This window comes from Nisaea denitrificans DSM 18348 (assembly GCF_000426505.1).
Classification (GTDB): Bacteria; Pseudomonadota; Alphaproteobacteria; order Thalassobaculales; family Thalassobaculaceae; genus Nisaea; species Nisaea denitrificans.
This window is the reverse complement of record NZ_AUFM01000015.1, coordinates 201,583-220,984: the sequence shown is the minus strand read 5'-3', so window position 1 is coordinate 220,984 and position 19,402 is coordinate 201,583. Positions and strand designations below refer to the sequence as shown.

Sequence of the window (19,402 nt, the reverse complement as noted above, 5' to 3'; positions counted from 1 at the left end):
GGCCGGAATTCGGGCACGAAAAAAGGGAACAGCCAAAGGACCGTTCCCTCATCCGCAGCCATGACCCGCCCGAAAGCGGGTGCGGCGTTATTCTGCTGCTTCAGCCAGCGCCACTTCCACGAAGGTGCGGCCGTTGCTCTTCCGGCGGAAAGCAACTTTGCCTTCCGACAGCGCGAACAGGGTATGGTCACGTCCCATGCCGACATTCTCGCCCGGATGGAACTTGGTGCCCCGCTGCCGGATGATGATGTTGCCCGGGATCACGGCTTCGCCACCGAACTTCTTGACGCCAAGACGACGTCCGGCGGAATCGCGGCCGTTACGGGAACTACCGCCTGCCTTTTTATGAGCCATGGATTACTCCTTCGTCTCGGCTTTGGCCGAAGCCTCTGCCGGAGCTTCAGCTTTCGCCGGAGCTTTCTTGGCAGCGGCCTTCTTCGGCGCAGCTTTCTTCTTACCGTCGGCCAGGATGTCGGTCACGCGCAGCACTGTCAGTTCCTGACGGTGTCCGCGGGTCCGGCGATAGCCCTGACGGCGCTTCTTTTTAAAGACGACAACCTTGTCGGCTTTGGTCTGCTCAAGCACTTCGGCGCGTACAACAGCACCTTCGACAGTCGGCGCACCAACTGTGAGGTCTTCGCCTTCACCCAGCATCAGAACGTCGGCAAGATCAATGGAAGAACCGGCGTCGCCGGAAAGCTTCTCGACCTTGATGACGTCGTTCGGGGCGACTTTGTACTGTTTACCGCCGGTTTTAACGACTGCGAACATTGTCAATACTCTGGCAATGAAAAGGGCGCGCGGACACTTACTCCCGCGTCAGAGCGGCGGACTATACTCCTGGCGACGTTCAAGTCAACAGCGGATTGCCCGGTTTTTGAGAGAATCTGCGGGGCAGATATGTTGGCCCCGGATGTCCGCGTCGTCATCGGATCAGGCCCCTATATATAGTGTCTGGAGAGGGCGGGCGCAAAGGCCCGGAAACACCAGCCCGCAGGACAGGAGACGTGCTGGCGGATCCGCCGCGCTTTTGACGGGTCCTATACCGCCGGATACGATCAGCTTGGGTGAACTGGTCCGGTGTCATGACGCACGCAATTCCGCCTTTCGGGAACCAGGCCGTCGCGGCCGCTTACCTGTCCTTCCCGCCGCCGATGCGGAAGGGACTGCTGACAGTGCGCAAGCTGATATTCGAGACGGCAGCGGAGACACCTGGTGTCGGTGCGCTCGAGGAAACCCTGAAATGGGGCCAGCCCGCCTACCTGACGCCGGAAACAAAGTCAGGCTCGACCATCCGGCTGGGCCTGCCGAAAGAGGGCGGCTTCGCCCTCTATGCCCATTGCCGGACGACGATCATCCCGGATTTCCGCAACCTCTTCCCGGATGAGTTCCACTATGAAGGTAATCGCGCGGTGCATTTCAAAGAGGGCGCACCCCTGCCGCTCGACCCGCTGCGGCTGCTCGTCCGCAGCGCCCTGACCTATCATCTGAAATAGATGGGTGAAATAGACGGGTGTCATAGCCGGCACGGGCCAGTGTGAAAGCCGGAACGCCGGGCATGCAATTCCGGTATTGAATCCCGCCACCCGCCCCGCTATGTTCCGGCCCCTGTTCGGAGAGGTGCCGGAGTGGTTGAACGGGACGGTCTCGAAAACCGTTGAGCGCGCAAGCGTTCCGAGGGTTCGAATCCCTCTCTCTCCGCCAGACCCCTTAAATCACATTCAATGAGTTATACCCGCCGACGACCGGTAGGACGGCGCGTTCCTATTTCGCCGTCTCCGCCCGAGCCTGAGTCCCTTGCATGGCAAGGGCGCTCCGCCGACCGAACCCACTAGAGTCCCTTGCCGGGACCCTTGCCAGGCTCCTGACCGGGCCAGAGCCGGGTGGCGGTGGCGAGGTCGGGCCAGCCGATTGGCGCACCGGCCTCCTTTGCGGCCTCGCGCTCGGGCAGGGCGGTGTCCCAGAAGCCGGCGATGTAGCGCTTGCCGGTGATCCCGTCGGATTCGGGGCTGGCCAGCCAGGCGGCCGGTGGTCCCATCACCTCGGGCTTCAGCATCTTGGCGCGCGGAATGCCCGCCCCGTCGCTGATGAAGGCGGTATCGGTCGGTCCGCCCGGGACCAGGACGTTGACGGTGACGCCGGTGCCTTCCAGTTCCTGCGCCCAGACCGCTGAGCTCGCCTCCAGGGCGGCTTTCAGGGGGCCGTACGGCAGCACCCGCAGCATGGTAATGAAACTGGTCGTGTTGTTGACGACACGGCCCCAGCCACGGTCGACCATGGCCGGCACCGCGGCGCGGATCATGTGCACGGCGCCCATGTAGTTGATTGAGAAGAACCTGGTCATCAGCTCCGGCGTGACCTCGGCGATGGTGGGAAGGTTCGTCTCGGCGTCAGGCCGGAAGGTGCTGACGCTGATCCCGGCATTGTTGAACAGGATGTCGAGGCTGCCGAATGCGGCGATTGTCTCGGCGACGGCCATGGTGCAGTCCGCCTCGACCGAGACATCGTGAGGGAAGGCGATGGCGGAGCCGGCACCATGCCGCTCGTTGATTTCGCCGGCCACGCTTCCGGCGGCTTGGCCATCTATGTCGGTTACGGCGATCCGGACGCCGCGTGCGGCGACCGCGCGAGCCATGGCGGCCCCGATTCCGCCGCCCCCGCCTGTGATCAATGCGACTCTTTGCTCGCTCATACTGGTTCCCTTTCCCTTTGCCCTGTTGCGGGTTCGCATTCCGGGACCGGCCTGGCTAGTCCCGCGGTTGATGGCGGTCGCCTAGCCGGTCTTGGGCAGCACCGCGTCCAGACTGGTATCGACGACAATGAATTGCGGCCCGGGCGCGATGCGCAGGCGGCGTTATGTGCCCGACGCGCCCACTGTCGCATTGGCATGGGGCCATGGCTTGCGTTTGTTGAGGTAGAAGACCACGGCAAACACGGTAAGCGCGGCGATGTTGACATAGAGATGGGCCGGCCACATCAGGGCGAAGCCGACCGCGCCGATCACCGCGCGTTCAAGCAGGTTCATCCTGTTTTCCCAATGGCCTTCCAGGGCAGCGCAGAGCGCCCAGAAACCGAAAACGGCGAAGCCGAACACTTCCAGCATCTCCCCCCAATTGCCGCTCATGAGCGGCGTGAAGGCGATCAGGAAGGGGACGAAATACAGCCCTTTCGCAATTTTCCAGGAATAGAATCCAGTCAGCATCGGCGGCGATTTGGCGATTGCGGCCGCGGTAAAGGACGCCAGGCATACGGGCGGGGTCACATTGCTGTCCTGGGACAGCCAGAACACGATCATATGCGCTGACAACAGGGCGGTCGCCAGCACAGGGGCGGTGAACGCCGTGTCATAAAGCAGGGACAGGCTCTCAAACGGCATGCCCTTGATCAGCGTATGGGCCTGATCGAAAGGCATGGGGCCGGCAAGCGCCGCTATCGCTTCAGGCGCGGTCAGCATGAAGATTGCCTTGGCGGTGTCCGGCAGGGTGCCGCTGACCAGTTGATCGATCAGTTGGTCCTGCAGGATGAGCTGGTTCAACGCGGGGGCCGAAAGGGTGCCTAGCACGATATAGGCAGCGGTTACCGGCAGGCCCATTCCCAGGACGAGGGAGGCCAGCGCCACCAGGATGATTGCGATGGCCAGTGAGCCGCCTGCCCAGCTGGTAATCATCAGCGAGAAGGTGTTGCCGAGCCCGGTTGTCGCAATGACGTTGACGATGAGGCCTACGGAGCACAACAGGACGGCTGTCATGATCATGTTCCGCGACCCGAGTTCAAGGGCCGCGATGATCTGTTTCAATCCCATCCGGTTCGGGGTCAGCCAGGACGCCGCGATACAGATCAGAATTGCGTAACCGGCGGCATAGGTCGGGGTATAGCCGATGACCAGCATCGCGATTAGCAAGGCGACCGGGATGATGAATGGCGGACCACCTTCCTTGAAAACTTGCCAGACGGTCGGCGAATTCCCATCCGGTGGCAGCACGGCGTTGACCTTGCGCGCCTCGATCCGGACGAAGAAGGCAACAGTCAGAAAGTACAGGATGGCGGGCAGGATGCTGACCACGACGATGGTGGTGTAGGGAATCTGGGTGATGGAGGCCATGACGAAGGCACCGGCGCCCATGATGGGCGGCATCAATTGCCCGCCGGTGGAGGCGGCAGCTTCCACGCCGCCGGCGAATTGCGGCTTGAACCCGGCCTTTTTCATCAGCGGGATGGTGATGACGCCGGTCGATGCCGTATTGGCGACGGCAGACCCCGAAATCGTGCCGGTCAGGCCGCTGGCGATCACCGCGACCAGGCCCGGCCCGCCGACAAGCTTGCCGGCAACGGTTCTGGAGATATTGACGATGAAGTTCCCCGCCCCCGATTTCAGCAGGAACGCACCGAACAGGATGAACATGAAAACAAAGGTCGAGGAGATCCCGGCGATATTGCCGAACAGCGCATCGTCGCCATACATCGACCGGAACATCAGGGTTTCGGGTTGCAGCCCGGAAAACCGGAACACACCCGGCACATAGGCACCGAACCAGGAAATATAGGCGAGGGCCGTGACGATCAGGACCGGAATGATCATCCCGGTCGTGCGGCGGGTAAATTCGATCGCCCCGATGATACAGATCGATCCCATGACCCAGTCCAGGGACGAGAGCCGGACGCCGCGATCATAGATCGCGCTTTCGGCATTCACGATATAGAGCGCGGCAAGGGCGACAAGGATTCCGAAGCCGATATCGAGTGCCCGGATCAGCGGTCGCCGGGCCCAGGGTTTGCTTGAGACCGACGTCACGAGACCGCAGAGCAGTGCAAATCCGGCGAAATGGAATCCGTTCTGAAACAGCGTGGGCAGAGTGCCCAGCGTGTTCATCCAGATATGGAAAAGTGCGATGCCAACGGCAAGAAAAAGGATGGTGACCTCGGTCTTGGACCTTTTCTTGACGTCAATGTCTTCGGCGTTCTCGGGATTCATCTGTGCCCTGCCCGTGGTGTTTTTTCTTGCACCGGCTTGATGCCGGATTTGAAAAACCGGAGGCCGCGCAATCCGGCCTCCGGTCAAGCTGTCCAACGTTAGACAAACGGTATCTGCTTCTTATTTAGCAATCAGGCTGTCAGGGATGGCGATCCCGACTTCCTTGTAGTACCGCGCGGCACCGGGATGCAGCGGTACCGGCAGACCGCCGATTGCCTTGTCGATCGACATTGCTTTCGTGGCGGCGTGGATGGCGTTCAGGAAGCCGAGGTTTTCAAAGATCGTCTTGGTGATCTGATAGACATCTTCCTCCGGAATATCCGCCGTCGTGGCCAGGAAGTTCGGCTGGGCAACGGTCTGGATGTCCGTTGTCTGACCGGGATAGGAGTTGGCCGGAATGGTGTACGGGACCCACAGGCCGCGACCGTTGTCGGCCTTCTTCATATCGTCGTCGGTCATGCTGAGCATCTTCACACGGTCGCCCGCGGTGGACATCAGTTGAACCAGCGCGCCGACGGGAACGCCACCTGGCACTCCGGCGCCGACAACCTTGCCATCCTGCAAGGCTGCGACCGACGGGCCATATCCGCCGTACATCAGTTCAAAATCCGTGTCCATGTTCAGGCCAAACCCGGCCATGATGGTACGGTTGGATCCGATTGTGCCGGAATTCTTGGCGCCCATCGCAACGGCTTGGCCCTTCAGGGCAACGAAGTCGGCCATTGTGCCGGTCTTCGCCTTGTCGGCAGCAACGACGTAATGCTCCACATTCTGCCACAGCATGCTGATGGAGCGCAGTTTGGTCTGCGGACCGTCGGCGGCGACAGGACCGGTGCCGGTTGCGGCATAATAGCCGAAGAGCCCCTGAAGAATTGCGAACTGGGCTTCGCCGTCGCGGAGCAGTTTCACGTTCTCGCCTGATCCGGCCGAGGAAATGGCGGACATGCCAATCTTCGTCTTCGGCTCCAGCTTGACCTTTGTCAGGGTGGCGAGCGCCACACCAACCGGGTAGTAGGTGCCGCCGGTCGACGCGGTCGACAGGATATAGTTCTTTGCTTCCTGGGCTGAGGCCATTCCGGCACTCAAGGTAATTCCAAGAGCAACGGCACCGGCCGTGATCACACGTGATGGACGAAAGTTCATTATTATACTCCCTGATGTTTTTTATCTTGCGGGGTCGCCGAATGGGCCCGTGCGATGAAAATGATGCCAACGATATTCGGCATCAAGCTCAACTTCGTCTTTTCCATTTTCAGCTCAGTCGCAACGCGATGGCTATCGCACGCTGATACTGATCGACTACTCTCGGGTTGAATTGTTGAAGAGTTTGCCCGATGTCCGCCTTTGCTGCCGATCCTGATTATCTGACAGAAACCCGCCGCCTGATGGCCGACGCCCAGGCGGCGTTTGAGGGTGGGGATCTGGCGGGATCGGCGGATGGGTTCATGCGTGTCGCCCGGCGCCACCCGGCGGCGGTGGGTGGATGGGTTCAGGCGGCGGCGGCGGGATTGCGGGCTGGAGTGTCCTTGCTTGCCCTGACGGCGGCGCGGCGGGCTGTGCTGCTTGATCCGGCGTCCCCATCCGCGACGGCTTTGTTGACTGTTGCCTCCACTGCAGAACCTCTGGCCGGCCGTCACAGGGCGACTGCGCTCTGGGCGCTGACCCATCCGGGCAAGGCAGAGGCGCTGGGTGCCCTTGCAAGCAGTTATCAGGAATTGGGACGACTCCGTGAAGCGGAGCGCGCTGCCCGGGATGCCTTGCGGGCCGATCCGAACATGGCGTGGGTACGGGTCAATCTTGCCGTGATCCTGCGTGAATCCGGCCGCGAGAGAGAAGCCGAGACGGAGTTGCGCCGGGCCGTGATTGCCGAGCCGGGGACTAACCTTGCCTGGCGGCGCCTGGCGGGCTTTGCCGAGACACTTTCGAAGCTTGAGCTCGCAGGCAGGGCCGCCCGCCGGGCTCTGATCATTGACGCCGAGGATCATGTCAGTGCGGTGTTTCTCTCGATTGTCGAGCGTCGCCAGGGCGATCTCGAAGGGGCGCTGCATCGCTTGCAGGCTTTGCCGGAGGCGCTGGACGGCGAGGCGGGACGCGATGCCGTCGAGTTTGAGCTGGGGACCGTTCTCGACCGGCTCGGGCAATATGATGAGGCCTGGGCTCATTTCGAGCGTGGCAATGAGATCGCGGTCCAGCGCGCGCCGTCGGGTACTGCCGACCCGCGCCTGTTTTTGAACACGCTCAATGCCTATGCGGGCGCTGTATCGGACGGGTGGCCGACCCGCTGGACGCCGCTTCCGGAAGCGGAACCGCCCGCCGTGTTCATGGTCGGCTTTCCTCGCTCGGGAACAACGTTATTGGACCAGATTCTGGATGCCCATCCGGATGCGGGGGTGATCGAGGAGCAGCCGGTGCTTTCCAGCGTCGGGGCCGGGTTCGCGGCGCTGGGGGAGGGAACGCTGGCCGAACGGCTGGCCGCGCTCACGCAGGCTGACGCCGACAAGCTGCGGGCGGAATACCGGGCAAAGCTGGCGCGCTGGGCAGGGGAAGAGGGGAGCCGGCCGCGCGTGGTGATCGACAAGATGCCGCTCAACATCGTCTATCTTCCGCTGGCCCTCAGGCTCTATCCGAAGGCCAAGGTCATCCTGTCCCTGCGCCATCCCTGCGATTGCTGCCTGAGCTGTTTCATGCAGTCGATCCGGCTCAATTCGGCGATGGCTAGTTTCACTTCGATGGAGGGGGCCACCGGTTTCTATGCGCGTGTGATGGCGCTGTGGCAGGAGATCGAGCGGGCACTTTCGCCAGACCATATTACCGTGCGCTACGAGGATCTGGTTGCGGACACGGAAGGAACTGCCCGGCGGGTGACCAGCTTCCTTGGCCTTGACTGGACCGACGCGGTTCTCGATCACACGGCGCACGCCAAGGCCCGCGGGATGATCCGGACCCCCAGTTTCCGGCAGGTTTCGGAGCCGATCTATACGCGCGCCGTTGGCCGGTGGGCACGATACCGGGACCAGATGGCGCCTTATCTGGACACACTTGCCCCGTATGCCGAGCATTTCGGCTATGGCGATCCGGGGATCATCCCGCGCGGGGAAGACGAAGCTCAGGGTTAACGTCCGGCGCCGATCGCGTCTTTCCCGATGAACTCCAGGTTTGGCTTGCTTCTTGCTTACCTCACGTCTCGACAGAGGCGCGCCGCCGGGCGGGCCTGAACAGGTGATGGAAGCAGTTGCCGATGGCATTTGCCGAAAGAATGGATTCCGCGTCTTCAGGCGCGGACGGCCTTCAGATGCACAGTTTTGGATTCTGGCAGCAGGGAGTTGCGCCGGGCGACTGGTCGCGCGAGGTCATCGCGCGGAATCTGGACGGAGAGGATTTCAAAGGCTACCGGCGGGCTTCAGACCCGTCGCATCTGCGCGAGTCCAGCCCGTCCTTGCCCGAGGCAAGCGGTGCGGAGCCCGCCGAGATCGTGATCGAGACCGGAAGCCTTGTTGCCGGGGTGGAGACAGACCAGACCTTTGCCGCGATCAGTCGGCTGGTTGCTTCCTATGGCGAGGACAGTGCCCGGGACGAGATCGGCGCGGATGCGCTGGTTCGTTCAGCTGGCGCCGATCTCTATGAACTGGAACTGGTCGATACGGTCGCCGGTGCTGCCCGTCGGGCCGGGCTTGAAGGCTCGCCCATGCATGCCGCCATGCGGGGCATGGAAGCGGCCCGCGCCGTTCCGGAAGACGGCTTGGACGAGATTGGTCTGCATCGCCGGGCCGCGGATCAGGAGACCGGGACTGTTTCCAGCGCGAGCGACGCCGAGCTTTTCCGGTTTGACGCGGCCAGCCAGCCCCTGATCCAGAGTGCCGACGATTTCCTGATGCTTTGAGCGCGGTCCGTGCCGCTACCGCCGGATCTTCTTTCCTGACTGCCCCCTTGCGCTGACATGACAGCGCTGGTTCCATGCTCGGGTCGCTTCGTTCCACGATCCATTTCATGAGCAAAACCATGTCCGCCTCCAGCACCGGGGCTTCCCTGCCCTACCGCCTGCGTCTGCCCGGCCCGACCGCCGTTCCCGAACGGGTCCGGAATGCTGCGGCACAGCCGATGATCGCCCATCGCGGGCCTGAATTCCTGGCCCGGTTCAAGGCGATCCAGGACCGGTTGCAGCCCATTCTCGGCCGCTCCGGCGTTCCGCCCTTTATCTTCGCCTCGACCGGTATTGGCGCCATGGAATCGGGCGTTATCAATGTCGCTGGGCCCGGTCAGCGGGTGCTGATCGCGACCAACGGCCAGTGGGGACCGGTCTTCCGGCGGCTGGCCGAGGGGATCGGCGCCGAGGTCGACGAGGTGGTCTCCGGTCTTGGCGATCCGATCGATCTTGATGGCGTGCGCCGGGCGCTGGGCGAGAAAAGCTATGCGGCTGTCCTGACAGTGCACAGCGAAAGCTCGACGGGTGCGCTGACCGATCTGAAGGCGCTTGGCGGGATCGTTGCGGAAACGGAATCGGTTCTGGTCTGCGACAGTGTCAGCGGTCTTGGCGGGGCCGAATTGCGCGCCGATGAGTGGGGCGTCGATATCGTGGTTTCCGCCTCGCAGAAATGCCTGATGTGCCCGCCGGGCCTCGGCATCGCCAGCATCAGCGAGAAGGCATGGGGTGTGATCGAGCGCGATGATCGCGGTCCGCGCGGCTATTTCGACTATCGCCGTTTCCGGCCGATGGCGGAGAAGGGCGAGCCGACCTATACAGCTCCGGTCGCCATGCTGAACGCTCTCGACGAGGCCCTGACTATGATCGGCGAAGAGGGGCTGGATGCGACACTGGCGCGGCACCTTTCCTTGAACAAGGCGCTTACCGCCGGGCTTGAAGCCCTCGGTTTCTCGGTTTTCCCGACAGGCACGCCGAGCCCGACGCTGGTTGTGGTGAAAACGCCGGAGGGGGTTTCCGCTCCGGCGCTGATCGATCATCTGGCGGAGTGCTATAATTTCATGATCGCCGGCACCCGGTTCGAGGACCTGAAGGATCGCCTGGTTCGGATCGGCACCATGGGATGGGTCAGCGAGGCAGATATCCTGACCGACCTGGAACAGATTTCCGCTGCCCTTGCCGACCTTGGTGCCAGCGCCGATAAAGGTGCTGCACTTGCAGCCGCGAAAGCAGCATTCGCAGGATAAAAAAGGGAGGCGGTGGATGACGGCACGGGACAATTGGGGCTGGAAGGCCCGGATCGGCATGTTCATTGTCAGCAGCGAGGCCGTTCCGGAGGCGGAATGGTGGGCAATGATGCCGCCGCATGTCTCCGTCCATGCCGCCCGTGTCACCGCGCCGGCGCCCTGGGCTGCCTGGGACACTGCCCGGACACATGTCACCTTGTCGGAGGATCTGGAACGCGGTGCGAAGCAGTTCGCTTCCATGCGCCTGTCGGCGGTGGTGCTCGGCCACAGCTCCAGCAGTCTGGTTGGCGGAAAGGGCTGGGATGAAGCGGTCGTACAGGGGGTCTCGGAGATTCTCGGGCCCGATATCCCGGTCACCACCAACGCTCTCGACTGTTTTGCCGCTCTGAAGGCGTCTGACATCAAAAATCCGTTCCTGGTCCTGCCGCCCTGGTTCAACGACGCCACACTCGCCGTTGGCCTCGGCTATTTCCGCGACCACGGCATCGAGCCCGCCGGGATGCTGCGCTACGATCCGGGCCCGGGCTGGCGTGACGTGCCGACCGGCGACATGTACCCGATGGGTCTCGGGTTCGAGCAGCAGATCGAACCGCTCTACAACCAGATCAAAGCCGCCTGCCCGGATGACGCCGACGGGGTCCTCATCCTCGGCACCGGTTTTCGCTGCGTCGGGATTATCGAGGCGCTGGAGGAGGATTTGCAGCGTCCGGTGATTTCAGCCAATCAGGCGAGTCTCTGGCACTGCTTGCGGTTGGCCGATGTACAGGCGCAGGTGCAAGGGTATGGGAATTTGCTGGCATATTAAATTGCGGCTGACTAGGCCAGGTTTCAGCGCCTGATACAGCACAGCCGGATCGCTCTCGATGTGAACGGGATCGGCGCTTGCCCTCTCATGCCCGGCCACGTCACAGTATCCGCCACGTTTCCGAGTGATCCCGAGAGTTGTTCCCGATGATTTCCCTCAAAGCCCCTTGGCGGATTGGCGTCGATGTGGGGGGCACGTTCACGGATATGGTGGTGGCCGGCGCGGACGGTGCGCTGCATGTCTTCAAGGTGCCCTCGGTTCCGTCGGACCCTGCGCGCGGCGTGATGAACGCGGTGGCGAAGGCGGCGAACGACATGGGGCTGAGCCAGGACGATTTTCTCGGGCAATGCTCTTTCTTCGCGCACGGTTCCACGGTCGCGACCAACACGCTGCTGGAACGCAAGGGTGTGCGCGTCGGGCTGCTGACCACGGAGGGTTTCCGGGACTCACTGGAGATCCGGCGTGGCATCCGGACTAATCCCTGGGACCACCGGACGCCTTACCCTGAGGTGCTGGTGCCGCGTTATCTGCGGAGGCCCGTTGCCGGGCGGCTGGACACGCACGGCCAGGAGCTTGAGCCGCTCGACCTTGATCAGGTCCGGTCGGTGGGCGCGCGGTTCCGGGCCGAAGGGGTGGAGGCGGTGGCAATCTGCTTGCTGAATGCCTTCGCCAATCCGGCGCACGAAGAGGCTGCGGCCGCGGTGCTGGCGGAGAGTTGGGGCGGGGACTGGATTGCGCGCTCCAGTGCGGTGGCACCGATCATCGGGGAATATGAACGCAGCTCGACCACGGTTGTGAGTGCCTATGTGGCGCCGCGTGTGGTCGGTTATCTGCAGGAACTGGAGGCGACGCTGGCGGCCTCCGGATTGCGGCACAAACTCTTCATGCTGCAGTCGAATGGCGGTGCGGTCTCGGTTGGACAAATTGCCGAACGCCCGGTGAACCTGATCCTCTCGGGCCCGGCTGCCGGGGTTGGCTCGATGCGCCATCTGGCGGATGTCTCGGGTCACGACAATCTGCTTTCGATGGAGATCGGCGGCACAAGTTGCGATGTGATGCTGATGGGAGCGGGCCGGATCGCCGTCACCGACGAGCTGTCGGTGGCCGACTACGATCTCGTTATTCCCTCGGTCGATATCCACACGGTCGGCGCCGGCGGCGGCACCATTGCCGGGGTCGACGGCGCTGGCATGCTGTTCGCCGGACCGGAAGGCGCGGGCGCTCGTCCGGGCCCGGCCTGCTACGGGCATGGCGGGACGGAGCCGACAGTAACCGACGCCAATCTCGTGCTTGGCCGGCTGAAGCCCGGTGCCTATGCCGGCGGGTCCGTGACCCTCGACCTTGAGAAAGCCCGCACCGCCGTGCGGACGCGGATAGCGGAGCCGCTCGGGCTTTCGGTTGAGGACGGGGCTGCCGGGATCATCCGGCTGGTGGAACAGAACCTGCTGCATGCAGTGGAGCGGATCTCGGTGCAGCGCGGGCAGAATCCGCGCCGCTTCCGGCTGGTTGCCTGCGGCGGGGCCGGGCCGATGCACGGAGCGCCTGTCGGCCGCCGCCTCGGCTGCGCTGCTGTCTATGTGCCGCGTCAGGCCGGTGCCTTCTGCGCCCTCGGCATGCTGCATTCCGACGTCCGGCAGGATTTCATGGACGTGCATTTCCAGGATCTCGATACGATTCCGGAACAACCGGTCGAGGCGCGTTACACGGCCCTGGAGGAGAGGGCACGGAGCCTGCTTTCGGACGAAGGTTTTGCCGCCGCGGAGATGCGGACCGAGCGGGAGCTAGACCTGCGCTATGACGGCCAGCAATGGGACCTTCGCATCCCGGTGGCACCGCGGGATAGCGCGGCGGAGATCCGGGCCGCTTTCGAGCAGGAATACGCGCAACGCTTCGGCCATCTCGTGCCGGGCGGCCGGATACTGATTACCGCGCTGCGCGTTGTCGGCAAGGGGCTGCTACCGCCGCTTGCCGAGGCGCGCCTGCCCAAGGCGGTAGGGGTGGCGGAACCGATTGAGCACCGCCCGGTTTTCATCGACGAGCAACATGGCATGGTGTGTGCGGACATCTATCGCGGCGCGGATCTTCTGCCGGGGCACACGATGGCGGGACCGCTGCTGATCGAGGAGGAGACGACGACAATCTTCGCCGGTCCGGGCGACCGGGTGACGGTGGATGCGGCAGGAAACTATCTCGTTACCTTCGAGGACAGGGAGGACGCGGCATGAGCATGCCCCGGACGAAAGCCGTCGACCCGGTTCTTCTTGCCCTGACGCAGAACCGGCTCGATCACATCTCGCAGCAGATGGGGCATGTGATGGTGCGCACGGCCCGCAGCCCGATCTTCAGTCAGGCGCACGACTTCACCTGTTTCATTGCCGGTCCGGACGGCCGGGTGACGGCGCAGGCGGATGGCATTCCGATCCATAGTGGCGGTGGCGGCTTCGCGGCGCGTGCGATCCTGCGTGACTTCGCGGGCGATATCGCGGACGGCGATGTCTTCCTACTGAACGATCCCTGGGCAGCCGGCGGCAACCATCTGCCGGACTGGGTGATCGCCCGTCCGGTCTTCGTCGAGGGCCGTCTGGTTTCCCTGGTCTGCAACCGGGCGCACCAGTCCGATATCGGGGGCGGTGCGGCGGGCACGTACAACCCGGAGGCGACCGAGGTCTGGCAGGAGGGGGTGCGGCTGCCGGTGCTGAAGCTTGTCGAGGCCGGTACGGTCAGGCGGGATCTCTGGAAACTGCTGCTGCTGAATACCCGCACACCGGACCTCCTTGAAGGCGATCTCGGCGCCATGCTCGGCTCGACCAGGATCGGCTCCGAACAGGTGGCAAGCCTGGTGGCGGAGCTCGGAGTCGACGAGGCGCTCGGTTATTTCGACGGCATCCTCTCTCATGCTGCGGGCCGCATGGGTGCCGCGCTCGCCGAATTGCCTGCTGGTGTCTATGAGGGCGAGGAACGCAGCGATAACGACTGCTTCGAGCAACGCGACATCTGGGTCCGGGTCAAAGTGACGATTGAGGCCGGCCGGGCGAAAGTGGATTTCACAGGCACCGATCCGCAGATCCGTGGCTTCAAGAACTCGACCGTCGCGAACACCCATTCGGCGGTCTATACCGCCTTTGCCGCCTTTTTTGATCCGGCGATACCGCGTAACGAAGGTACTTTTTCGGTTATCGATATCGTGGCCCCGGAAGGCAGCCTGGTGAACGCGCGCGAGGGCGCGGCGACGACCATGGACACCGTGTTCGTGGCACATGAGATCATCCATGCCGTCTGGAAGGCATTGAACCGCGCTGCGCCGGAACGGGCTGCCGCCGGCTGGGCGAAGAACATATTCGGCGTGACGTCAGGCCGTGAGGTCGCTGCGGACGGGACGGAAGGCCGCCCTTATGTCTTCTATCATGGGCTGGCCGCGGCGGGTGCCGGTGCCGTCGAGGGCCGGGACGGCTTCAACCAGATCGGTCACCTCTGCACCCTTGGCGGGCTGACGATTTCCAACGCGGAGACTTACGAGCGCCTCTATCCGGTGCATTTCGAGCGTCAGGAATTCCGGTGTGACTCCGGAGGCGCCGGGCTCTGGCGCGGCGGGACTGGCGCCCATTACGATGTCGAAATCAAAACGCCCGCGCTTTACTCATTCCGTGGCGAGGGGCTGCGCTACAGGACCGGGTTCGGCATCAAGGGCGGTGACTGGGGCGCTGCCGGGGAAATGCACGTACAGGAGCGTGGCGGAGCACCGGAGCCGGCCCCGAAATTCGGCCTGAAACGCATGGCGGCGGGGCGTCTGACGGCAAGCTCTCCCGGCGGCGGCGGCTGGGGTGACCCATTGACCCGGCCGGTGGAAGCCGTCTGGCGAGACTGGCGCGACGGCCTTGTTTCATCGGAGGCTGCGCGGGAGCAGTACGGAGTCGTTCTGCGCGGTGATCCGGACGATCCGGGAGCCACCCTTGCAGCAGCGTTCGACGAAACGGCCACGGCAGCTCTGCGCAAGAAGTGAACTTTACTGCGACGCCCGTCCCCGGACCGCGCGCAGAGCCGTCGGCATGTCGCGGTCATAGTCGGTGATGTAATCTCGGGTCAGTGGAACGGCTTCCTGGTCGAGCGCCATCTGCACCTGAAACACCATGTGACCGAAGCGCCGGAAAGAGAGTTCGGAGCTGATCAGGTAGAATTCCCACATCCGGCAGAAACGTTCGTCATAGAGCGTAGCCATGGCGTCCTGCTTGGCCATGAACCGCTCGCGCCAGTGCCGCAGGGTCTCGGCATAATGCAGGCGGAGGATCTCGACATCGGTCACCCAGAGCGCCTGCCGTTCGATTTCCGGCAGCACTTCGGAAAGGGCCGGCGAATAGCCGCCGGGGAAAATATAGCGTCTGATCCAGGGATTGGTGACGCCCGGACCGTCCATGCGGCCTATGGAATGCAGTAATGCGACCCCGTCGTCTTTCAGGGTGCTCCGGATCTTCCCAAAGAAATCCGGATAATGGCCGGCGCCGACATGTTCGAACATGCCGACAGAGACGATGCGGTCGAACTTCTCCTCGATCAGGCGGTAATCCATCAGCTCGAACCGGACCTGGTCCGACAGGCCGGATGCCTGTGCCCTGGCGACGGCGCTCTTGTGCTGCTCTTCCGAAAGGGTGACCCCGAGCACCTCGACATCCGCCATCCTCGCCAGGGCAATGGCGAGCCCGCCCCAGCCGCAGCCGATATCGAGCACCCGTTGCCCCGGCTTCAACAGAAGCTTCGCCGCGATATGCCGAATCTTTGCCTCCTGCGCAGCGTCGAGTCCCATACCGTGTTGGGAGAAGTAAGCGCAGGAATACTGCCGTTGCGGATCGAGGAAGCTGTCATAGAGTGCGCCGGAGAGATCGTAGTGGTGGGCCACGTTCTCGCGCGAGCGGCTGATTGGATTGTATTGCTGCAGTCCGCGCACCGCCCAGCTGATAGCGCCGAGCATCCGCTGCAGAGGCTGATGTTCAAGGCGCTGGTAATTCACCATGCCGATCTCGATAAGCTCGTAGAGCCGACCTTCTTCGATGCTTAGCCGGCCGTCCATGTAGGCTTCGCCGAGTGTGAGCTGAGGATATAGCGCAAGCTGCAAGTCGGTGACGTGGTCATGCACGCGGATCGTGACGGACGGTGCGCCCGATCCAACACTTCGGCGTTGGCCGCCAGGTCCGATAATCGTGATCGTCCCGGTTTTGACCATCCGGGACAGGAGGTTTGCAAACAACATCGATCCGCCCCCACATTCACTGAAGAAGACGATGGTGTGGACCGCTGCGGTCAACCGATCCGAATCCCGCAATCTCCTAATTACACGGTCCGGTTATGGTTAAGGATGCGTCAGATCGCGGGAGAATTCAAATTGTCATATCGAATATAGGGAGATCCGGGCGTGGAACGAATGAGGCGAACAGGATGCTGCAGCCTTAGGCGAACTTTCGCCTCAGCCAGTCCGTCAATTGTTCCATTCCCAGAACGATTACGAAAATCGCGAGACTACCGGTCGGAATTCTCCATGGCTTCGGTGAAGAAACGCCCTCTATAGTTGGAGATAATCCCTTTGCCGGAGTGACTCTCATGCGTCTTGTTTTCGATCATCTCGCCCTTGTCGTCGCCGACCTTGAAGCCGGGGCCGAATGGGCCAGGGAGCGGCTCGGCGTCGATCTGACGGTTGGTGGCGCGCATCCGAAAATGGGCACGCACAACAGATTGACCCGGACCGGGCCGGATAATTTTCTCGAGATCATCGCCATTGATCCGGAACAAGCCGCTCCGGGTAGGGTGCGCTGGTACCGGATGGACGATCCGGCGGTTCACGAAATGACAAAAACGGTCCCGCGGCCGCTTTCCTGGATTGTGGCGACGGACGACCTGGACGCCGTCCTTGGCGCGGCCCGGGATCTTGGTCTCGATCTGGGTAGGCCGGTTCAGGTCAGCCGGGGAGATCTGGCCTGGCGGATTGCCGTTCGCGATGATGGAGATTTGCCGGAGGGCGGGACCTTGCCGGTTTTCATTCAATGGCCCGAGGGTCCGCATCCGGCGATGCGGATGCCTGAGCTTGGTCTCGGAATCTCCAGAATTCTGCTTCGCCACCCGGATCCGGCATGGCTGGACAGAACGCTCTCCCAGTTGGGCGTCCGGCATATGGTCGAGATTGAAAGCGGCCCCGCCGGGATCGCGGCGGAGATATCACGCGAGAATGCGTCGCCCGTACTGGTCCGCTAGGCCGGTGCGTCTCGAGGGACAAGATCTTCATAGCTGGTATCGGTTCCGAAGCCGAGATCGATAAAATCGCGCCGTGTCACTACCGATTCGATCATGCAAGGCCGGATCGCCGAGCTGACCTGCGGTTGATCCAGTTGTTCGTCTGCCAAGAAAATGAATCCGTCAATACCGGGCTCGTCGGATCGCAGCGGAAAAGCACAGGCCTCGGCCGTGTGTTCCTCTCCATTGTCGTATCGTTGAAGAAGTTCGGTGCGAAAGCCGCAGGGAGTGCTGACAACCAATTCCATCGACCGCATTGCATGGCCTCGCCGCACCGGATCGACCAGTTTGTAATAATCAACGCCGACCAGATTCTGCCCAAAGCGCTGGAGGAGCGCTTCACCGGCAATTCGGAAAATGCAGGCCGAGCCGAGCGTCACAGCCGTAAGCGCGACATTCGCCATGGCCGGGGCGAAATCCGTGATGTCCAAACCGTTTTTCGGTGGGATGCCTCCATCGCCGCGTTCGATCAGGCTGGCATATCCGGTTGCAAGCAACTTGCAGCTCCGCGTCGTGAAATTGGGCAGGGCTTCCGCAATACTCCCAAAACACTCCGGTCGGCGCGTGGTCCAACGAGACATGCAATATTCCCTCAAATCAGGCGCATCGCCGTCCCCCGACAGCACCTTACGCTGCTCCACTTTGCATGGGCAGGCTTTCCAAAAAGTAAACCCCCGTTCTGGGTGCTCGCTCTGGGTGAGGCTATTCTTTAACCGGAGTCGCGGGCTTCCGCCTCGATGTCGGTCTTTATGACGGTGTGACGCGGCGTCGTCTTGCGATTCGGTCAAGGCCTCTATATCTGTACGGCCCCTGTGGCATAAATGCGGCAAGTGAAAGCGTTGTGCGCACCATTGCCGATCGAAACCCTTCCGGACCCGAGCCAGAATGAGCAAGATTAAGAACCCCTCGCTGCCCAAGGAAAAAATCAAATTCCTGCTGCTTGAGGGCATTTCCGAAACAGCAATTCGGCAGCTTGAGCTCGCTGGGTATCCCTGCATAGAGCGGCAGGCGAAAGCACTGGAGGAGGACGCGCTGAAAGCTGCGCTGGCCGATGTTCGGCTGCTCGGTATTCGCTCGCGCACCAAGGTGACGGAAAGCGTCATCGCCTCGACGGATAAGCTTATCGCACTCGGTTGTTTTTCGGTCGGTACCAATCAGGTTGATCTGGAGGCGGCGAAGCGCAAGGGCATTCCGGTCTTCAATGCGCCGTTCTCGAATACGCGCAGTGTGGCTGAACTGACCATTGCTGAGATCGTCATGCTGTTTCGGCGGGTCTTTCCGCGGTCTGTCGCTGCCCATGAGAGCCGGTGGGAAAAATCGGCGGCGGGCAGCCGGGAAATTCGCGGCAAGACGCTGGGGATCGTCGGTTATGGCAATATCGGCACACAGCTGGCGAACCTGGCCGAGGGAATGGGCATGCGGGTGATCTATTTCGATCGCTCCGACAAGCTCAGTCACGGCAATGTGGAGCCGGCGGCAACACTCGATGAACTCCTGGAAGCCTCCGATGTGGTTTCCCTGCACCTGCCGGAAACCCCGGAAACGAAGGACATGATCGGTGCCCGCGAAATCGCCAAGATGAAGCCGGGCGCCTATCTCATCAACAATGCCCGTGGCACCATTCTGGATGTGGACGCGCTGGCAGCAGCATTGAAAAGCGGGCATCTCGCCGGTGCGGCGGTGGACGTATTCCCGACAGAGCCGAAGTCGAACGCGGACCCGTTCCAGTCTCCGCTGCAGGGGCTCGACAACGTGATCCTGACGCCACATGTCGGTGGCTCGACCGAGGAAGCGCAGGAGCGCATCGGCGAGGAAGTCATCCGCAAGATGATCGAATATTCCGATGTCGGATCGACTGCCGGGGCAGTGAATTTCCCCGAAGTGCAGCTTCACCCGCGCCCGGCCGGCACCCGTTTCATTCAGGTGCAGCGAAACTTGCCGGGTGAGCTCGGGCGCCTGAATGACGTGTTTGCGGCCCACAATATAAATATCGCGGCCCAGCATTACCAGACGGACGGTGAGATAGGGTATGTCGTGCTCGACGCTGAAGGGCATGTTCCCGAGGCGGACAAGGTGATCCGTGCCGTGCGCGCGCTTGAGGGCACGATCCGTGCCCGGGTGCTTAACCGGGTCACCTGAGCGATCTCTGGAATCTGACCCAGGCTGCTAGGTGTCCCGATACT

General features: G+C 62.5%; 15 protein-coding genes, 1 tRNA gene and 1 pseudogene. 10 read left to right on the top strand and 7 right to left on the bottom strand.

All coding sequences use genetic code 11. The features are described from left to right. Positions 1-87: 87 nt before the first annotated feature. Together rpmA and rplU are read right to left on the bottom strand one after the other, a co-directional pair. Complete coding sequence (gene rpmA, locus K328_RS0111485; RefSeq protein WP_028466096.1) at positions 88-354, bottom strand: 50S ribosomal protein L27; 267 nt, start codon at positions 352-354, stop codon at positions 88-90. 108 nt (positions 355-462) lie between these two features. Beyond that, positions 463-771, bottom strand: a pseudogene (rplU, locus tag K328_RS0111480) (50S ribosomal protein L21); the annotation flags it as partial. 314 nt (positions 772-1,085) lie between these two features. Here rplU and K328_RS0111475 point away from each other — a divergent pair. Both K328_RS0111475 and K328_RS0111470 read left to right on the top strand, forming a co-directional pair. Continuing rightward, positions 1,086-1,496 carry a DUF1801 domain-containing protein gene (locus K328_RS0111475; RefSeq protein WP_028466094.1) on the top strand — a complete coding sequence of 137 codons (411 nt, stop codon included), beginning with the start codon at positions 1,086-1,088 and terminating at the stop codon, positions 1,494-1,496. 118 nt (positions 1,497-1,614) lie between these two features. Beyond that, positions 1,615-1,704 (top strand) — tRNA-Ser (locus K328_RS0111470). A gap of 127 nt (positions 1,705-1,831) precedes the next feature. On the opposite strand, the gene K328_RS23670 is transcribed toward K328_RS0111470, so the two are convergent. The 3 genes from K328_RS23670 to K328_RS0111455 all read right to left on the bottom strand — a co-directional run bounded on the left by K328_RS23670 (position 1,832) and on the right by K328_RS0111455 (position 6,115). After that, the gene (locus K328_RS23670) at positions 1,832-2,692 is read right to left on the bottom strand and encodes an SDR family NAD(P)-dependent oxidoreductase (protein ID WP_051284811.1); all 861 of its coding nucleotides are present in this window, start codon (positions 2,690-2,692) and stop codon (positions 1,832-1,834) included. Between the two features lie 162 nt (positions 2,693-2,854). Next, positions 2,855-4,972 (bottom strand): TRAP transporter permease, encoded by a 2,118-nt coding sequence (locus K328_RS23665; RefSeq protein ID WP_051284810.1) that lies wholly within the window; start codon positions 4,970-4,972, stop codon positions 2,855-2,857. Positions 4,973-5,092: 120 nt separating this feature from the next. Beyond that, on the bottom strand, positions 5,093-6,115 hold the full coding sequence (locus K328_RS0111455; RefSeq protein WP_036553925.1) for a TAXI family TRAP transporter solute-binding subunit: 1,023 nt from the start codon (positions 6,113-6,115) through the stop codon (positions 5,093-5,095). A gap of 191 nt (positions 6,116-6,306) precedes the next feature. Between K328_RS0111455 and K328_RS0111445 the strand changes: the two genes are divergently transcribed. The 6 genes from K328_RS0111445 to K328_RS23660 all read left to right on the top strand — a co-directional run bounded on the left by K328_RS0111445 (position 6,307) and on the right by K328_RS23660 (position 14,943). After that, a complete protein-coding gene (locus K328_RS0111445) occupies positions 6,307-8,088 on the top strand; it encodes a tetratricopeptide repeat-containing sulfotransferase family protein (protein ID WP_028466092.1) in 1,782 nt (593 codons plus the stop codon). 176 nt (positions 8,089-8,264) lie between these two features. Beyond that, on the top strand, positions 8,265-8,852 hold the full coding sequence (locus tag K328_RS0111440) for a hypothetical protein (protein ID WP_156901287.1): 588 nt from the start codon (positions 8,265-8,267) through the stop codon (positions 8,850-8,852). A 107-nt stretch (positions 8,853-8,959) separates the two neighbouring features. Next, positions 8,960-10,138, top strand: coding sequence for a pyridoxal-phosphate-dependent aminotransferase family protein (locus K328_RS0111435; protein ID WP_169721201.1), 1,179 nt, complete (start codon positions 8,960-8,962; stop codon positions 10,136-10,138). Positions 10,139-10,154: 16 nt separating this feature from the next. After that, entirely contained in the window at positions 10,155-10,943 is a 789-nt protein-coding gene (locus tag K328_RS0111430) for a maleate cis-trans isomerase family protein (RefSeq protein WP_028466089.1), read from the top strand. A gap of 146 nt (positions 10,944-11,089) precedes the next feature. After that, positions 11,090-13,168, top strand: coding sequence for a hydantoinase/oxoprolinase family protein (locus K328_RS0111425; protein WP_028466088.1), 2,079 nt, complete (start codon positions 11,090-11,092; stop codon positions 13,166-13,168). Then, the gene (locus K328_RS23660) at positions 13,165-14,943 is read left to right on the top strand and encodes a hydantoinase B/oxoprolinase family protein (RefSeq protein ID WP_084608254.1); all 1,779 of its coding nucleotides are present in this window, start codon (positions 13,165-13,167) and stop codon (positions 14,941-14,943) included. Before K328_RS0111425 ends, K328_RS23660 begins: the two co-directional genes overlap by 4 nt. A 3-nt stretch (positions 14,944-14,946) precedes the next feature. Here K328_RS23660 and K328_RS0111415 read toward each other — a convergent pair whose 3' ends face one another. After that, entirely contained in the window at positions 14,947-16,185 is a 1,239-nt protein-coding gene (locus K328_RS0111415; protein WP_028466087.1) for an SAM-dependent methyltransferase, read from the bottom strand. Positions 16,186-16,532: 347 nt separating this feature from the next. Between K328_RS0111415 and K328_RS0111410 the strand changes: the two genes are divergently transcribed. Next, positions 16,533-17,180, top strand: coding sequence for a VOC family protein (locus tag K328_RS0111410; RefSeq protein WP_036553923.1), 648 nt, complete (start codon positions 16,533-16,535; stop codon positions 17,178-17,180). Here the strand turns inward: K328_RS0111410 and K328_RS0111405 are convergent. Then, positions 17,177-18,007 (bottom strand): PAS domain-containing protein, encoded by an 831-nt coding sequence (locus K328_RS0111405; RefSeq protein WP_205620652.1) that lies wholly within the window; start codon positions 18,005-18,007, stop codon positions 17,177-17,179. The genes K328_RS0111410 and K328_RS0111405 overlap by 4 nt on opposite strands. Positions 18,008-18,104: 97 nt before the next feature. On the opposite strand from K328_RS0111405, the gene serA reads away from it, so the two are divergent. Next, the gene (gene serA / locus K328_RS0111400; RefSeq protein WP_028466084.1) at positions 18,105-19,358 is read left to right on the top strand and encodes a phosphoglycerate dehydrogenase; all 1,254 of its coding nucleotides are present in this window, start codon (positions 18,105-18,107) and stop codon (positions 19,356-19,358) included. The last annotated feature ends 44 nt before the right edge of the window (positions 19,359-19,402 follow it).

What these genes read in the sequence shown, in the direction of transcription:
- rpmA (WP_028466096.1), bottom strand. Translation starts at nt 354, where the DNA reads ATGGCTCATAAAAAGGCAGGCGGTAGTTCCCGTAACGGCCGCGATTCC.
- K328_RS0111475 (WP_028466094.1), top strand. Translation starts at nt 1,086, where the DNA reads ATGACGCACGCAATTCCGCCTTTCGGGAACCAGGCCGTCGCGGCCGCT.
- K328_RS23670 (WP_051284811.1), bottom strand. Translation starts at nt 2,692, where the DNA reads ATGAGCGAGCAAAGAGTCGCATTGATCACAGGCGGGGGCGGCGGAATC.
- K328_RS23665 (WP_051284810.1), bottom strand. Translation starts at nt 4,972, where the DNA reads ATGAATCCCGAGAACGCCGAAGACATTGACGTCAAGAAAAGGTCCAAG.
- K328_RS0111455 (WP_036553925.1), bottom strand. Translation starts at nt 6,115, where the DNA reads ATGAACTTTCGTCCATCACGTGTGATCACGGCCGGTGCCGTTGCTCTT.
- K328_RS0111445 (WP_028466092.1), top strand. Translation starts at nt 6,307, where the DNA reads ATGTCCGCCTTTGCTGCCGATCCTGATTATCTGACAGAAACCCGCCGC.
- K328_RS0111440 (WP_156901287.1), top strand. Translation starts at nt 8,265, where the DNA reads ATGCACAGTTTTGGATTCTGGCAGCAGGGAGTTGCGCCGGGCGACTGG.
- K328_RS0111435 (WP_169721201.1), top strand. Translation starts at nt 8,960, where the DNA reads ATGAGCAAAACCATGTCCGCCTCCAGCACCGGGGCTTCCCTGCCCTAC.
- K328_RS0111430 (WP_028466089.1), top strand. Translation starts at nt 10,155, where the DNA reads ATGACGGCACGGGACAATTGGGGCTGGAAGGCCCGGATCGGCATGTTC.
- K328_RS0111425 (WP_028466088.1), top strand. Translation starts at nt 11,090, where the DNA reads ATGATTTCCCTCAAAGCCCCTTGGCGGATTGGCGTCGATGTGGGGGGC.
- K328_RS23660 (WP_084608254.1), top strand. Translation starts at nt 13,165, where the DNA reads ATGAGCATGCCCCGGACGAAAGCCGTCGACCCGGTTCTTCTTGCCCTG.
- K328_RS0111415 (WP_028466087.1), bottom strand. Translation starts at nt 16,185, where the DNA reads ATGTTGTTTGCAAACCTCCTGTCCCGGATGGTCAAAACCGGGACGATC.
- K328_RS0111410 (WP_036553923.1), top strand. Translation starts at nt 16,533, where the DNA reads ATGCGTCTTGTTTTCGATCATCTCGCCCTTGTCGTCGCCGACCTTGAA.
- serA (WP_028466084.1), top strand. Translation starts at nt 18,105, where the DNA reads ATGAGCAAGATTAAGAACCCCTCGCTGCCCAAGGAAAAAATCAAATTC.